Raw genomic sequence first — 14477 nt, 5'->3', positions numbered from 1 at the left:
GCGGTTTTTTTTATGCGCTCAGCGAACGTCGTTTGTCCTTCTAGATGCGTTTCTTCGTATGGGAGGGGGTAGTCGCTGACGGCGAAGACGTTGAAAATGACCGATTACGTATGATACGGGCTGGCTAGAGATTTCGAGACATGAACCGCAAGCTTGAGACAATTCGCAACATCGGGGTGATAGCCCACATCGACGCCGGCAAGACGACGGTGACCGAGCGGATGCTCTATTACTCCGGCGCGTCCCATCGGGTCGGCGCCGTCGATAAAGGTACGACCGAAACCGACTTTGACGAAGAAGAACGCGAGCGCGGCATCACGATCTACTCGGCGTGCGTTACGTTCCATTGGCGCAATCATGTCGTCAACCTGATTGATACGCCGGGGCACGTCGACTTCACTGCCGAAGTCGAACGCTGCTTGCGCGTGCTCGACGGCGGCGTCGTCGTGTTCAGTGCTCGCGAAGGGGTTGAAGCCCAAAGCGAAACGGTTTGGCGTCAAGCGAATCGCTACAAAGTTCCTCGCATCGCGTTCATTAACAAGATGGACCGCGAAGGGGCGAATTTCGAGGGAGCGTTGGCTGAAATCCGCAATCGCCTGAAGGCCAACCCGGTCGCGATTCAGATCCCGATCGGCGCTGGCCCGCCTCACCTGGCGGAAGCTTTCCGCGGAATCATTGACCTGGTCGAGATGAAGCAACTGACGTTCGACAACGACGTCTCGCCCCCGGCCGTGAAGTTGACCGACATTCCGGAAGATCAGCTCGATCGCGCTCAAGAGTGGCGCGACAAGATGTTGGAACCGCTTTATGACTTCAGTGAAGAGCTGATGGAGTTGAGCCTGGCCGAAGAGCCAATTCCGGCCGACTTGATTCGCAGCGTGCTGCGTCAAGCGACTCTCGCCCATCAAATTCAGCCGGTTTTGTGCGGCTCGGCGCTCGATGGGATCGGCGTTCAGCCGGTTCTCGACGCGGTGACCTACTACCTGCCGAGCCCCCAAGATATTCCGCCGGTCGAAGGAACCAACCCGACCAAGAAAGACACGAAGGAAACGCGTGCTCCCGATCCGGACGAACCGTTCTGCGGGCTTGTTTTCAAGATCCTGCCTGCCAAGCATGGCGACATGACCTGGGTGCGGATCTACAGCGGCACGCTCAAGCAAAACTCGCGTTTGCTCAATCCGGGCCAGGATATCAAAGAGAACTGCGCTCAGCTGTGGCACATTCAAGCGTCGCGCAAAGACCAGGTCGAAACGGCCGGCGCTGGGGATATCGTCGGCGTTATCGGTTTGCGTCACTCGGTGACCGGCGACACGCTCTGCGATACGAAAGCCCCGATTTTGCTCGAGTCGATTGAGTTTCCGGAGACGGTCATCTCGATGGCGATCGAGCCGGAATCTTCGGCCGAACGGGACAAGCTGAGCGACACGCTCGAAATGATGAAGCGTCAGGATCCGACGTTCCGCGCGATCGAAAGCAAGGAAACCGGGCAGACGGTGATCAGCGGCATGGGCGAACTTCACCTGGAAGTGATTCGCCACCGCTTGCTGCGAGATTTCAAGTTGAACGTGAAGGTCCATAAACCGCGCGTCAGTTACCGCGAGACGGTCGGCGGCTCGGCGAAGGTGACCGGCGAATGTCATCGCATGGTCGGCGGCCAGCAGTTGTTCGGCAAGGTGACGATTCAGCTGGAGCATGTCGATAATCCGGCTCAACCGGTCACGGTGATCACCAAGTGCAACCCGGAAAAGCTCCCGTTCCACCTAATCGAATCGGCGATGGAGGAATTGCGGCAGCGGGGCGCCGGCGGCGGCGTGATCGGCGGATTTCCGCTCGGGGATATCAAAATCACGGTTCTCGACGGCGAAATGGCGGAAGTCGGCACGAACGACACCGCATTTGCGATCGCGGCCGGGGACGCCTTCGAAAAAGCGATGAAAGCGGCCCATCCGGTGCTGTTGGAGCCGATTATGAAGCTCCAGATCGTGACTCCGGAGGAAAATCTCGGCGATTTCGTCGGCGACATCATGAAACGCCGTGGCGAAATCGCGAAAACGGAAACCCGCAATGGCGAGGCGCTGATCGAAGCGCACGCTCCGCTGGCCGAATTGTTCGGATATTCGAGCGCCATGCGGAGTTTGAGCCAAGGAAGAGCGAGTTCTTCGATGGAACCGCTGAAATATGCGGCTGCTCCGCAGGAAGTCGCGAACACGTTTTTGATGTGATTTTGGGCTGATTTTGATGGGTTTTATGGGGGCAAAGGCCTCGCTAGCGACGAGATTTCCCCACGAGGGATACGGGTTTTCGGAAATCGAACGAAATTCAACCCCAATCTTCTCGCGGCCCATTGACGACCGGCTTTTCAATTTCTAAGATTGGCGGTTTCCCAGTTACCTGCTGGGGTCCTTAAAGAGAGATTCACTCGACTGCGACGCCCAAGTCAGGTCGAGCTTTTTGCAGCGAAGGAAACGGTTCCGTGGCCCAAGAAGTTATTCGCATTCGGATGGAAGCCTACGACCACTCGATCCTGGATCAGAGTGCTCTGGAAATCGTAGATACCGCCAAGCGAACTCACTCGGAAGTCCATGGCCCGATTCCGTTGCCGACCCGTATTGAGCGCTACACCGTGCTCTCGGGCCCGCACGTCGACAAGAAAGCTCGTCAGCAGTTCGAGATTCGCACGCACAAACGTTTGATCGACATTGTGCAGGCTACCGCCAAGACGATTGAAGCTTTGAACAAGCTGAATCTGCCGGCGGGCGTGGATATCAAGATCAAGGCGACCTCGCGATAGTCGCGGCGGTTCCCATTCATTTTTTTACCCGGATGTATCTGCATGGCTGGAAGCCTCTCGGGTAATCGGCCGTCCGGTCGATCCTGGTAGGCAAAGCGACAGACCACACAGAGATACGAAAAATGACAAAAGGCATACTCGGCCGCAAGGTCGGGATGACCCAGATTTTTGACGAATCTGGCAACGTCGTCCCGGTCACGGTCATCGAAGCAGGTCCGTGTCACGTGCTCCAGCTGAAAACGCAGGAGCGCGATGGCTACGAAGCAGTGCAGTTGGGATTTGGAGACAAGCCCCGCCGCCTTGCCAGTCGTAGCGAACGTGGTCAAGTCGCTCCTCTCTCCAGCAAACGCGCCAAGAAGCAAGCCGCCGCGGGCGTCGAAGCTTCGGCCAAGCCGAACTGCGAGCCGAAGAAATTCGTTCGCGAGCTGCGTGGGTCGATCGAAGGCTTCGAGCTCGGTCAAGAAGTGAAGGTCGGCATTCTGGCTGACGTCAAGTCGGTCGATATCGTCGGCACCAGCAAGGGTCGCGGTTACGCGGGCGTGATGAAGCGTCATAACTTCGCTGGTCAGCGTGCTACTCACGGCGTGAAGAAGGTTCACCGTCACACCGGCGGTACCGGTTGCTCCGCCTATCCGAGCCGCACGTTCAAGGGCATGCGTATGTCGGGCCAGTACGGCGCCGCCAAGGTTACGCAGCGGAACGTGAAGGTTGTGAAAGTGGACGAAGAGAACAATCTGATTCTCGTCTACGGCGCTGCTCCTGGTCCGAACGGCGGTTTTGTCGTCGTCAAAGCAACGAACATGGTTTAAGTTTCCGATCCCGCGGCCAGGTTCGCCTGAATGCAGGGATTCAGTGAAACCCGAAAGAGTCACGAGTCATGCCAAGTTTGCCCATTTTTGATACCACTGGCAAAGAAGTCGGTAAGTACGACATTGAGTCGACCGACATTGCCCCGCGCATCAGCAAGCAGTTGCTGCACGACGCGGTCGTTATGTACCAGGCGAACCTGCGTCAAGGCACGCACCGCTCGAAGACCCGCGGTGAAGTCGCCGGTTCGACGAAGAAGATGTATCGCCAAAAGGGTACTGGTAACGCTCGTGCCGGTCACAAGCGTAGCGGCGTTCGTCGCGGCGGCGGTCACATCCACGCCAAGCGTCCCCGCGATTACTCGTACCGTTTGAATCGCAAGGCGTTGCAGATGGCCACTCGTATGGCTTTCGCTTCGAAGATTCAAAGCGGCAGCGTCGTCGTCCTGAATGACCTCGCCTTGTCGGAAGTCAAGACGAAGCAGGTCGCCGACACGCTGAAGGCCTTGAAGGTCTACGGCGGTTCGACGTTGATCACGATCGCCGCTCTGGACGAAAAGGTCTACAAGAGCGCCCGCAACATCGACAAGGTCACGGTCAGCCCGGTTTCGGAACTGAACGCCCTGAAGATCCTGTCGCCGAAGCGTTTGGTCGTCACCAAGTCGGCTTTGGACGCGATCAAAGAAAAGGCCCAGGCGAAAACCGCCAAGGCGTAACGAAATAACACGCAACGAATCAGCTTCGTTATCACGTAGAGGCCGCCATGGCTATTACCACGAACAACTCGAAACTGACGCTGGACCCGCATCAGGTCCTCGTTCGTCCGCTCGTCACCGAAAAAGGGGTTGAGCGTTCGACGGAAAACAATCAATACGCTTTTGAAGTGAGCCCGCAGGCGACCAAAGAAGACGTCAAACGCGCCGTTGAGACGCTGTTTGAAGTGAAGGTCGCGAAGGTCAACACGCAAACGCGAAAAGGAAAAACTCGTCGGTACCGTTTCCGTACCGGCATGACGAAGGCCTGGAAGAAGGCTTTGGTGACCCTCGATCCCGAACACCGCATCGACTTCTTCTAAACCTGGTTCAATCACGAGCGACATGGCGTCACGGCGCCTGTTCAGCCTACGAGATAAAAGACAATGGGAATTCGCAAATACAAGCCGACCTCCGCTGGGCGCCGCAACGCGACCGTTAGCGACTTCGCCGAATTGACGAAGGGCGCTTCGCCGGAAAAGAGCCTGCTTCGCAAGATGACGAAGACCGGCGGTCGCAATAACCAAGGTAAAATCACCGCTCGTCACCGCGGCGGCGGTCATAAGCGTCGTTACCGCGTGATCGACTTCCGTCGTTCCAAGGACGGCGTCGCCGCGAAGGTTGACTCGGTGCAATACGATCCGAACCGCTCGGCTCGCATCGCCTTGTTGCACTACATCGACGGCGAAAAGCGCTACATCCTCGCTCCCGATGGTCTGGTTGCAGGCCAAACGGTCATGAGCGGTCCGGAAGCGCCTCCGTCCGTCGGCAACTGCTTGCCGCTGAACAAGATTCCGGCCGGCACCACCGTTCACAACATTGAGTTGGCCCCGGGTAGCGGCGGCGCCATGTGCCGAAGCGCCGGTTCCAGCGCCACGTTGATGGCGTACGAAGCCGACTGGGCCCAGCTCGCTTTGCCGAGCGGCGAAATTCGCCGTGTCCCGGCGACTTGCCGAGCCACCATCGGTAAGGTCAGCAATCCCGAGCACGAAAAGGTGCAGCTGGGTAAGGCTGGTCGTAAGCGTTGGTTGGGTCGTCGCCCGCACGTCCGCGGTACCGCGATGAACCCGATCGATCACCCGCACGGTGGTGGTGAAGGTCGTACCAAGGGCGGTCGTCACCCGGTTACGCCGCAAGGCAAGCCGACCAAGGGTGGCGCCACGCGTCACAAGAAGAAGGCTTCGAACAAGGCGATCATTCGTCGCCGTCGTTCTCGTCGGTATGGCGTCTTGAAACTAATCAAGTAACAAGCCGCTGTGCAGATTGCGAAAGCAGATATCGCCTAACGAGACCAACAAATGAGTCGATCCCAGAAAAAAGGCCCGTACGTCGAACCGAAGCTGTACTACAAAGTGCAGAAGATGGAAGAGTCCGGCCGCAAAGACCCCATCAAAACTTGGGCCCGCGCCTGCACGATCGTGCCGGAATTCATTGGGCACACGTTCATGGTTCACAACGGCAAAGCGCACCTGAAGGTGTACGTGACCGAAGATATGGTCGGTCACAAGTTGGGCGAATTCAGCCCGACCCGCACCTTCCGTGGTCACGGCGCCGACAAGAAGAAGAAATAACACGTAGCCCTGTGCAAGCTTCGCCACAGCGAAGTTTTTTCGGAGAATCGTCATGGCATTTAAAGCATCCCACCGGCTGGCTCGCATCAGCGCCCGCAAGGTGCGTCCGTTGGCGGACCTGGTGCGGGGCAAGTTTGCCGATGAGGCGCTCGACATCCTGCGTTACCAGCCGCACCGCGGCGCTCGAATGCTGGAGAAGGTGATTCAAAGCGCCCTGGGTAACGCTCAGGACGTCAGCCAGAATCGCGGGCAGTCGCTGAAGCAAGACAACCTCGTCGTCGCGGAAACTCGCGTCGACGGCGGACCGATTATTAAACGCTTCCGCCCCCGGGCTCGCGGCACCGCTTACCCGATTCTGAAGCGTACCTGTCATATTCACGTCACCTTGGAGGAGATCGAGGTCTAAGCGGCTTGCCGTTTGGGTTTCGACCAGGACATTGACGCATGGGTCAAAAAGTTAATCCGATCGCTTACCGTACTGGCGTGATGCAGGGCTGGAAAAGCCGCTGGTTCGCGTCCAAGAAGGACTATGCGGAACTTCTGCTCGAAGATCAGAAGATTCGCAAGTTCATCGGCGATCATCCGGATGAAAAAATTCGTCAGAAGTATCGCAACGCCGGTATCGATCGCATCGAAATCGACCGTACTCGCGACGAAGTGAAAGTAACGTTGTTTGTGGCTCGACCGGGTCTGATCATTGGTCAGAAGGGTCAAGAAGTCGAGAGACTGCAGGAAGAGCTGCAGAACCTCGTCGGCCGCCGCATCAACATGAAGATCGAAGAAATCGGCCGCCCCGAGCTGCGTGCTCAGCTGGTTGCGGAAGATATCGCCGATCAATTGGCGAAGCGTTCGAGCTTCCGCCGCACGATGAAACGTGCGTTGGAATCGACGATGGAAGCCGGCGCCAAGGGCATTAAGGTGCAATTGGCCGGTCGCTTGGGCGGCGCCGAAATGGCCCGTCGCGAAAAGGCGATCGAAGGCTCGATTCCGTTGTCGACGCTCCGTGCGAAGATCGACTACGGCTTCACCGAAGCGAAAACAGCGCAGGGACACATCGGGGTCCAGGTTTGGATAAACAACGGTTTTTACGAAGGGGATGATTCCGATGTCGCGAATGCCGCGGAGGGTCAAGCACCGAAAAAGTCAAAGAAGACGTATAAGAGGTAATGCCACCCGCGGTAATACCGTGGTGCTCGGCGATTACGGCCTTCAGACGACTCAAGCGGGATACATCAAGGCAGCTACGATCGAAGCCGGTCGTATTGCCGCTCAACAGTATGTCCGTGGTATCGGTCGCTTGTTTATTCGGATTTTTCCGCAGAAGTCGGTAACGTCTCGTCCGCTCGAAACCCGTATGGGTAAGGGGAAGGGCGAAGTCGATTACTGGGCTGCCGTCGTGAAGCCCGGCACGATTCTTTACGAATTGTCGGGCGTGACTGAAGAGCAGGCTCGTATTTGCCTGGCTCGCGTGGCTCACAAGATGCCGGTCCGTTGCCGCTTCGTTCGGAAGCGTCCTGACCTGCTGACCGCCGCCGAGGCGTAATTAAGCTCCAGCTAACGTCAGAGATTTAACGATGAACGCGAACGAACTGCGGGAAATGAGCGATGACCAACTGGTCGCGACCTTGAAGGACGCGGCCGAGTCGATCTTCCGCTTGAAGATGCAGGCTCAGACCGAACGACTCGACGCTCCGACCGAGCTCCGTCGTCGTCGCCGCCTGATCGCCCGCATTAAAACGATTCAAAACGAACGAGTGCGTGCCGCTGCGTCAGCGAGCTAACTCTCGGTTCGTCAACCACTCAGCTTCGGAATAGATACGATGCCCAAGAAAGTTTTGGTCGGGAAAGTGACCAGCGACAAGATGGATAAGACGCGTCGCGTCGAGATCACTCGTCGTTTGCGTCACCCGCTGTACGGTAAGTACTACTCCCGCCGCATGGTCTGCCACGTCCACGACGAGAACAACGAGTCGGGACTGGGCGACATGGTCGAGATTATCGAGAGCCGACCGCTGTCGAAGACGAAGCGTTGGGCGCTCGTTCGTATCATTGAAAAGAGCCGCGATGTCGACGTCGCCGCCTTGAAGGCCGCTCGCGAACACGCTGCCGAAAACTTGGCGACCGAATCGTAAGGCAAGTCTCCCGCGGATATAGCGGGTAGTAGGACGAAACAGTCATGATCCAACAAGAAACCAGACTTTCTGTCGCTGACAACACTGGCGCCAAGGAAGTGATGTGCATCAAGGTTCTGGGCGGTACGCGTAAGCGAACGGCCGGGCTGGGCGACGTCATCATTTGCTCGGTCAAAGAAGTGATTGCCGGCGCCGACGTTAAGAAGAAGGCGGTCGTGCGTGCCGTGATCGTTCGCGTCAAGAAGCCGACGCGTCGCGCTGACGGCAGCTACATCCGTTTTGACAGCAACGCTGTGGTGATCGTCGACAAGGACGGCAACCCCCGCGGCACCCGTATCTTCGGCGCTGTCGCTCGCGAATTGCGAGATAAGAAGTTCATGCGTATCGTCAGCCTGGCCAACGAGGTGCTGTAATGCTTATTAAAGTGAATGATCGCGTTGAGATCATCGCCGGCGAATACCGCTCTCGCCCCGCCAAAGGCGCTGACAAAGTGGTTCAAGGTCGCGTTTTGAAGGTCCTTCCCTCGGCCGGCAAAGTGGTCGTCGAAGGGGTCAACAAGATGTACAAGCACGTGAAGCCGTCGCAGCGTAACCCGCAAGGCGGACGTTTGCTTCGCGAAGCTCCGATCCAGATGTCGAACGTCATGTACGTCTGCAGCGCTTGCGGCAAGCGTACCCGTTTGGGCTCCAAACTGCTCGATAGCGGCGTGAAGGTTCGCGTTTGCAAGAAGTGCAACGCCGACCAGGGCGAAATCGCTCCGGCCCGCAAGAGCAAGTAGTCTCAGCGACTCGTCGCTCAGGCTGCCAACCAAATCGTTAATTTCATCACTGATACATGTGCCTCCGCAACCGCGGAGGGAAAGAGTAAACGATGAAACCCCGTTTACAAGAAAAGTACGAAAACGAAGTGCTGCCGGCCTTGGCCGAGAAGCTGGGTCGTACCAATCGACTGTCGCTGCCGCGACTGCAGAAGATCGTCGTCAACATGGGCGTCGGTACTGCCGTCTCGGAAAAGAAGCACGTCGATGAGGCGGTTTCGGCGATGGCCGAATTCACCGGCCAAAAGCCGCTGGTTTGCCGCGCTCGAAAAAGCATCGCGAACTTTCGCCTCCGCGAAGGGATGCCGATCGGTTGCAAGGTGACCTTGCGTCGCCAGCGGATGTACGAATTCCTGGATCGCCTGGTTTCCCTGGCGCTTCCGCAGGTTCGCGACTTCCGCGGCATCAGCCCGAAGTGCTTTGACGGCAACGGCAACTACACGTTTGGCATCAGCGAACAGCTGGTGTTCCCGGAATTGAACCCGGACAAGTACATGCGTCCTCAGGGAATGGACATCACCTTCGTCTGCTCGACGAAGAACGATGCCGAGTCGCTGGAGCTGCTCACGCTCCTGGGGCTTCCGTTCTCGAAAGACGCGAAGCGTAAAGTCAAGAAGAAGTCGAAGGCGCCCGTCCGTCGGTAACGCTCTCGAAACGAACAAGATACTTTTTATCCACACAGGTATAGTACCGTGGCGAGCAAATCCAAAATCGCGAAAGCGAAGCGGGAGCCGAAGTTCTCCTCGCGCAGCGAACGGCGTTGCAATCTGTGCGGCCGGCCGCGCGCCGTCTATCGCAAGTTTGGGGTCTGCCGTATTTGCATTCGCAAGTTGGCCGACCGCGGCTTGATTCCTGGACTCCGCAAGGCGAGCTGGTAAAGGGGAACCGTAGACGATGATGACTGACCCGATCGCCGATATGCTAACTCGCATCCGCAACGCGGTTCGCGTGGAACATCCGCATGTCGAGATGCCCGCTTCCAAAGTCAAACAAGGCGTCGCCGACGTGCTGAAGCGCGAAGGCTACATCTGGGACTGGGAAGTGATTGAGGCCGAACCGGCCAACCAAATCCGGCTTGAGTTGAAGTACGGCCCGAACGGCGAACGCGTGATCCAATCGATCCGTCGCGTTAGCAAGCCGGGACGCCGTATTTACAGCAAGGGCCGAGACCTGGCTCCCGTTCTGGACGGCCTGGGCATCAGCGTGATCAGCACGAGCCAAGGCGTTATTAGCGATCGCGAAGCCCGACAAAAGAACGTCGGCGGCGAAGTATTGTGTGAAGTTTGGTAAGCGATTCGCTACCCGGTACACGCTCCAAAACAGATCGGGCTCCCACGTAGTGTTGGGGAGCCCACTGACGAAACAGGATTATCCTTCCGATGTCACGACTCGGCAAAAAACCCGTTGCGATTCCGGAGAAAGTAACCGTCTCGGTTGCTGACCGCGTAATCAACGTTGAAGGTCCTTTGGGCAAGCTCTCCTATGAGCATCGCCCCGAAGTGTCCGTTACCGTCAACTCCGACGCCAACGAAGTTGTCGTCGCCGCTGAAGGCGATTCGCGCGACGCCAAGGCCTTCCACGGCCTCACCCGCGCCCTGGTTTCCAACATGCTGGAAGGGGTCTCGAAAGGTTACGAGAAGCGTCTCGAAATCGTCGGGGTCGGTTACCTCGCGGCGATCGCGGGCGACGTCCTCCAAATGCGCGTCGGCTATGCCAACGAAATCCACAAGAAGATTCCGTCGGACCTTGCCGTCAGCTGCCCGGATCAAACCCACGTGGTGATCAAGGGGATCGACAAGCAGCGCGTTGGTCAGTTCGCCGCCGAATGCCGCTCGGCACGTAAGCCGGAGCCGTATAAGGGCAAGGGCGTTCGCTACCAAGGCGAACAGATCAAGTTGAAGCCTGGTAAGGCCGCATCCAAGTAATTAACGCGTTTATGATCGTATGGCCGCTGCTGAAGCGGAGCCCAGCGAGGAGAGTAGCGTAACGTGAATCACGAAAAGTTTATCAACAAGCAACGTCTTCGTCGTCGCCGCCATAACCGCAAAAAGGTTCGTGGTACGGCTGAGCGTCCCCGTCTGACGGTGTTCCGCGCCAACGCGAACATCTATTGCCAGCTGATCGACGACGAACGGGGCGTGACCCTGGCTTCGGCCTCGACCCGCGACAAGGATCTGCGTAGCGACGTCGCCGGCGGCAACTGCGACGCCGCCGCTTCGGTCGGCAAGGCGATCGCCGGCAAAGCGGCCGCTGCGGGCATCACCCAGGTCTGCTTTGATCGCGGACATTATCGATACATCGGCCGCTTGGCCGCGCTGGCCGACGCCGCGCGTGAAGCTGGCCTGCAGTTCTAAACCACAAGAATATTGATCGACTCCCTGACCAGCATCGTCGGGGCGAAAAGGAGCCAATCGTGGCGAAAGAAAATCGACAACGCGGAGAGAAGCAAAACGCCCGCCAAAGCGCTTTTGTGGAAAAGGTCGTGAAGATCAAGCGTTGCGCCGCTGTGGTTAAGGGCGGTCGCCGCTTCAGCTTCGCCGCCATGGTCGTCTGCGGCGACGGCAAAGGCAAAGTCGGCTGCGGCTACGGCAAGGCGAACGAAGTTCCGCCGAGCGTCGAAAAGGCCGTTAAGCAAGCCGAACGTTCGCTGTCGACGGTCAACGTCGTCAACGGCTCGATTCCGCACAAAGTGGTTGGGCGCTACGGCGCCGGTAAAGTGGTCTTGGTTCCGGCTCGTCCGGGTACCGGGATCATCGCGGGCGCTTCCGTCCGCGCCGTCTGCGAAGCGGTCGGCATCCATGACGTATTGACGAAGAGCTTCGGCTCGACCAACCCGGTCATTCTGGTGAAAGCCACGATCGAAGGTCTGAAGCAGTTGCGCACTCGAGATGACATTCAACGCCTGCGAGGAGTCGCCCTCTAATGGATTTCAACGAAGTTCACAGCGGTGTCCAAAAGAACCGCAAACGCAAGCGTATTGGTCGCGGACCTGGTTCGGGCCACGGTAAGACCTCGGGTCGCGGTCACAAGGGCGCCAAGAGCCGTGCCGGTTACTCGCGCAATCCGATCTTCCAGGGCGGTACCATGCCGCTGGTTCGTCGGGTTCCGAAGCGAGGTTTCTTCAACCAGTTCGCTCCGACCGTCGTCGCGATCAATGTCGCCGACCTGGAACGTGAGTTCGCCGCTGGTGAAGAAGTCACCCCGGACACTCTGCGTGCTAAGGGGCTGGCCAAGCGTCGCTATGACGAACTGAAGGTGCTGGGAACCGGCGACCTGACGAAGAAGCTGACCGTTTCGGCTCACCGCTTCAGCGAATCGGCCAAACAAAAGATCGAAGCCGCTGGCGGCTCGTGCGTGATCATCCCGGGCAAAACGCCTGTGGAAGAAAAGAAGAAAGCGGCTCGCGAAGCGAAGAAGTAATCTATCGCCGACCGTAGTCGGTGATCTATACTGCTGTCTTTCATTGCAACTGCCTCGCACGGAACTACGGCGGAAAGCGAATTTTGCCGAACATGGTTCCGTCGATTTGGATACGGAACCATGTGGGAAAAGATCCGCGTCATATTCACCGTTCCGGAACTGCGTAAGCGGATTCTGCTCACCCTGTTTCTGCTAGCCATCTATCGCGTCGGCTGGCAGATCACGCTGCCGATGGTCGACGCCGATGCGATCGCCCGTCAATCGGCAGAACAGAACGACACCTTCTCGCAGTTCCTGCAACAGGTGTCGGTCTTCAGCGCTAGCAGCCTGCAACAGATGACGATCTTCGGTCTGGGGATCATGCCGTACATTTCGGCGTCGATTATCTTCCAGCTGCTCGGTACGGTCTACAAGCCGATCGAGGACCTGCAGAAGGAAGGGGAGACCGGCCGCAAGAAGATCAATGAATATACCCGGTACGCGACCGTCGTTCTCTGTTTGATCCAGAGCTTCGTCTACGTCCGGATGATGTTATTACCCGGCGCTGACGGCGAGACGATCGTGAATTCCGCCTTCTGGGTAAGTGCTGACAATCCAACATTAACGCTCGGCTGGCAGTTCGTCGCGGTCATGATCATGACCAGCGGTACGATCTTCCTGATGTGGCTGGGCGAACAGATCGACGAGTACGGCATCGGCAACGGCATCAGCTTGTTGATCATGGCCGGTATCGTCGCCCAGATGCCGATGGCGGGCCTCGACCTGTTGGAAAACTCCACCTTCCAGTTGACCAACTTCTCGCCGGGCGAGTACGGTCTGGAAACGATCATCACCTTGGTGGTCCTCTTCGTGCTGGTCGTCGCCGGGGTGGTCTTCATCACCCAGGCTCAGCGCAAGATTCCGACCCAAAGCGCCAAGCACGTCCGCGGCCGCAAGGTCTACGGGGGTACGAAGCAGTTCCTGCCGCTCCGCATCAATCAGGCGGGCGTCATGCCGATCATTTTCGCGAGCAGCTTGCTCATGTTCCCGCAGATCATCTTCCAGGCTCTCGCGAGCTGGACGGGGAACTCGGTTTACGATGAATTGGCCCGCAGCTTCGGTCAGGGGTCGTCGTTCATCTACAACCTCTGCTACATCGTGATGATCTACTTCTTCTGCTACTTCTGGACTGCGATTACTTTCAATCCGAAAGACGTCTCCGATAACCTCCGCAACTTCGGTTCGTTTATTCCGGGCTATCGTCCGGGTCGCCGTACTGCGGAATATTTGGAAAAAGTGATGGTTCGCATCACTTACGTCGGCGCCAGCTTCCTGGTCGTGATTGCGATTATTCCAACGCTTATTTCCTCCGGAATGGGCGTCAGTCCGATGATCGCGAGTTTCTACGGCGGTACGGGGCTTTTGATCGCCGTGAGCGTCGCGTTTGACCTGGTGCAAAAGATTGACAGCCACCTCGTCATGAGAAACTATAAGGGCTTGTTGGAAGCGTAGTTTTGGGGAACTCGGCGCTTCCGCCGATCCCGCCGCAGACCTGCCTTCCTATTACGCCGCGCCTTGCCGGCCCGCCACCGAGTTGATCACGTCAATGATGCAATAATGCGGTTAATCTTTATTGGACCTCCTGGCGTCGGCAAAGGCACCCAGTCTCAAAACTTGGTTGAGTATCTGAATATCCCCCACGTCGCTACGGGGGATATGCTGCGAGACGCCAAGAAACGCGGGACCGAGTTAGGCAAGCTGGCGTCGCTGCACATGGATCACGGCCAATTGGTCCCCGATCCGATCGTCGTGCAGATCGTCGGCGAGCGGCTTGATCGCTCTGATTGTCAGCGTGGCGTCTTGCTCGACGGTTTTCCCCGCACCATCGGTCAGGCGAAGGCGCTGGACGAGTATCTGCATCAGCAGAACAAAGATCTCAACCTTGTGCTGACGCTCGACGTCAATCAAGAAGAGCTCTTCCGCCGCTTGCTTGATCGGTCGCTGAAAGAAGGTCGCGTCGACGATACGCCCGACACGATTCGCAAACGGATGCGGATCTATGATGAGCGGACCTCGCCGCTGCTCGACTACTACCAGCAGAAGGGAATCTTGCGTCACGTCGACGGCATGGGAACCCCCTCCGAAGTCTTCGATCGAATCAAGGCCATCGTCGATGAAGTCGGTGGGCAGACTGGCGACGACGCCTAAC

The 14477-nt window shown here is 57.7% G+C and carries 23 protein-coding genes; all 23 read left to right on the top strand.

Features of this window, described 5'->3' with window-relative positions; translation table 11 throughout:
• The first annotated feature begins 140 nt into the window (after nucleotides 1-140).
• The 23 genes from fusA (at nucleotide 141) to LOC68_RS12385 (ending at nucleotide 14476) form a co-directional block, all read left to right on the top strand.
• Nucleotides 141-2222, top strand: a complete 2082-nt coding sequence (gene fusA, locus LOC68_RS12495) for an elongation factor G (protein WP_230219008.1) — start codon at nucleotides 141-143, stop codon at nucleotides 2220-2222.
• A 251-nt stretch (nucleotides 2223-2473) separates the two neighbouring features.
• Nucleotides 2474-2791, top strand: a complete 318-nt coding sequence (gene rpsJ, locus LOC68_RS12490) for a 30S ribosomal protein S10 (RefSeq protein ID WP_002655475.1) — start codon at nucleotides 2474-2476, stop codon at nucleotides 2789-2791.
• Nucleotides 2792-2946: 155 nt separating this feature from the next.
• Complete coding sequence (rplC, locus tag LOC68_RS12485) at nucleotides 2947-3600, top strand: 50S ribosomal protein L3 (protein ID WP_230225138.1); 654 nt, start codon at nucleotides 2947-2949, stop codon at nucleotides 3598-3600.
• Nucleotides 3601-3668: 68 nt separating this feature from the next.
• The gene (gene rplD, locus LOC68_RS12480; RefSeq protein WP_230219006.1) at nucleotides 3669-4313 is read left to right on the top strand and encodes a 50S ribosomal protein L4; all 645 of its coding nucleotides are present in this window, start codon (nucleotides 3669-3671) and stop codon (nucleotides 4311-4313) included.
• A gap of 47 nt (nucleotides 4314-4360) precedes the next feature.
• Nucleotides 4361-4672, top strand: a complete 312-nt coding sequence (gene rplW / locus LOC68_RS12475; protein WP_230219004.1) for a 50S ribosomal protein L23 — start codon at nucleotides 4361-4363, stop codon at nucleotides 4670-4672.
• Nucleotides 4673-4735: 63 nt separating this feature from the next.
• The gene (gene rplB, locus LOC68_RS12470; protein WP_230219002.1) at nucleotides 4736-5596 is read left to right on the top strand and encodes a 50S ribosomal protein L2; all 861 of its coding nucleotides are present in this window, start codon (nucleotides 4736-4738) and stop codon (nucleotides 5594-5596) included.
• A 51-nt stretch (nucleotides 5597-5647) separates the two neighbouring features.
• Nucleotides 5648-5920: a 30S ribosomal protein S19 gene (gene rpsS / locus LOC68_RS12465; RefSeq protein ID WP_230219000.1), complete on the top strand. Its 273-nt coding sequence runs from the start codon at nucleotides 5648-5650 to the stop codon at nucleotides 5918-5920.
• Nucleotides 5921-5972: 52 nt separating this feature from the next.
• Nucleotides 5973-6326, top strand: coding sequence for a 50S ribosomal protein L22 (rplV, locus tag LOC68_RS12460; RefSeq protein WP_230218999.1), 354 nt, complete (start codon nucleotides 5973-5975; stop codon nucleotides 6324-6326).
• A 38-nt stretch (nucleotides 6327-6364) separates the two neighbouring features.
• The gene (rpsC, locus tag LOC68_RS12455) at nucleotides 6365-7087 is read left to right on the top strand and encodes a 30S ribosomal protein S3 (RefSeq protein ID WP_230218997.1); all 723 of its coding nucleotides are present in this window, start codon (nucleotides 6365-6367) and stop codon (nucleotides 7085-7087) included.
• Entirely contained in the window at nucleotides 7017-7463 is a 447-nt protein-coding gene (gene rplP, locus LOC68_RS12450; protein WP_315858998.1) for a 50S ribosomal protein L16, read from the top strand. Before rpsC ends, rplP begins: the two co-directional genes overlap by 71 nt.
• Before the next feature lie 31 nt (nucleotides 7464-7494).
• Nucleotides 7495-7701: a 50S ribosomal protein L29 gene (gene rpmC / locus LOC68_RS12445; RefSeq protein ID WP_230218995.1), complete on the top strand. Its 207-nt coding sequence runs from the start codon at nucleotides 7495-7497 to the stop codon at nucleotides 7699-7701.
• A 39-nt stretch (nucleotides 7702-7740) separates the two neighbouring features.
• Nucleotides 7741-8052 carry a 30S ribosomal protein S17 gene (gene rpsQ, locus LOC68_RS12440; RefSeq protein ID WP_315858800.1) on the top strand — a complete coding sequence of 104 codons (312 nt, stop codon included), beginning with the start codon at nucleotides 7741-7743 and terminating at the stop codon, nucleotides 8050-8052.
• 44 nt (nucleotides 8053-8096) lie between these two features.
• A complete protein-coding gene (gene rplN, locus LOC68_RS12435) occupies nucleotides 8097-8465 on the top strand; it encodes a 50S ribosomal protein L14 (protein WP_230218994.1) in 369 nt (122 codons plus the stop codon).
• Nucleotides 8465-8830, top strand: a complete 366-nt coding sequence (gene rplX / locus LOC68_RS12430; RefSeq protein WP_230218993.1) for a 50S ribosomal protein L24 — start codon at nucleotides 8465-8467, stop codon at nucleotides 8828-8830. Before rplN ends, rplX begins: the two co-directional genes overlap by 1 nt.
• A 92-nt stretch (nucleotides 8831-8922) precedes the next feature.
• Nucleotides 8923-9513 (top strand): 50S ribosomal protein L5, encoded by a 591-nt coding sequence (gene rplE, locus LOC68_RS12425; RefSeq protein WP_230218992.1) that lies wholly within the window; start codon nucleotides 8923-8925, stop codon nucleotides 9511-9513.
• A 48-nt stretch (nucleotides 9514-9561) separates the two neighbouring features.
• A complete protein-coding gene (locus tag LOC68_RS12420; protein ID WP_002655461.1) occupies nucleotides 9562-9747 on the top strand; it encodes a type Z 30S ribosomal protein S14 in 186 nt (61 codons plus the stop codon).
• 16 nt (nucleotides 9748-9763) lie between these two features.
• The gene (gene rpsH, locus LOC68_RS12415) at nucleotides 9764-10159 is read left to right on the top strand and encodes a 30S ribosomal protein S8 (protein WP_230218990.1); all 396 of its coding nucleotides are present in this window, start codon (nucleotides 9764-9766) and stop codon (nucleotides 10157-10159) included.
• Between the two features lie 89 nt (nucleotides 10160-10248).
• Nucleotides 10249-10794 carry a 50S ribosomal protein L6 gene (gene rplF, locus LOC68_RS12410; protein WP_230218988.1) on the top strand — a complete coding sequence of 182 codons (546 nt, stop codon included), beginning with the start codon at nucleotides 10249-10251 and terminating at the stop codon, nucleotides 10792-10794.
• A 63-nt stretch (nucleotides 10795-10857) separates the two neighbouring features.
• On the top strand, nucleotides 10858-11223 hold the full coding sequence (gene rplR / locus LOC68_RS12405; RefSeq protein WP_230218987.1) for a 50S ribosomal protein L18: 366 nt from the start codon (nucleotides 10858-10860) through the stop codon (nucleotides 11221-11223).
• Nucleotides 11224-11339: 116 nt separating this feature from the next.
• Nucleotides 11340-11792, top strand: a complete 453-nt coding sequence (gene rpsE / locus LOC68_RS12400; RefSeq protein ID WP_390623425.1) for a 30S ribosomal protein S5 — start codon at nucleotides 11340-11342, stop codon at nucleotides 11790-11792.
• Nucleotides 11792-12289, top strand: a complete 498-nt coding sequence (rplO, locus tag LOC68_RS12395; RefSeq protein WP_230218982.1) for a 50S ribosomal protein L15 — start codon at nucleotides 11792-11794, stop codon at nucleotides 12287-12289. Before rpsE ends, rplO begins: the two co-directional genes overlap by 1 nt.
• A 120-nt stretch (nucleotides 12290-12409) precedes the next feature.
• Nucleotides 12410-13780 carry a preprotein translocase subunit SecY gene (gene secY, locus LOC68_RS12390; protein ID WP_230218981.1) on the top strand — a complete coding sequence of 457 codons (1371 nt, stop codon included), beginning with the start codon at nucleotides 12410-12412 and terminating at the stop codon, nucleotides 13778-13780.
• A gap of 105 nt (nucleotides 13781-13885) precedes the next feature.
• Nucleotides 13886-14476 carry an adenylate kinase gene (locus LOC68_RS12385; protein ID WP_230218980.1) on the top strand — a complete coding sequence of 197 codons (591 nt, stop codon included), beginning with the start codon at nucleotides 13886-13888 and terminating at the stop codon, nucleotides 14474-14476.
• Nucleotide 14477 lies beyond the last annotated feature (1 nt).

Origin of the sequence: Blastopirellula sediminis (assembly GCF_020966755.1) — a bacterium.
Classification (GTDB): Bacteria; Planctomycetota; Planctomycetia; order Pirellulales; family Pirellulaceae; genus Blastopirellula; species Blastopirellula sediminis.
This window is presented reverse-complemented; position numbering and strand designations above follow the sequence as displayed.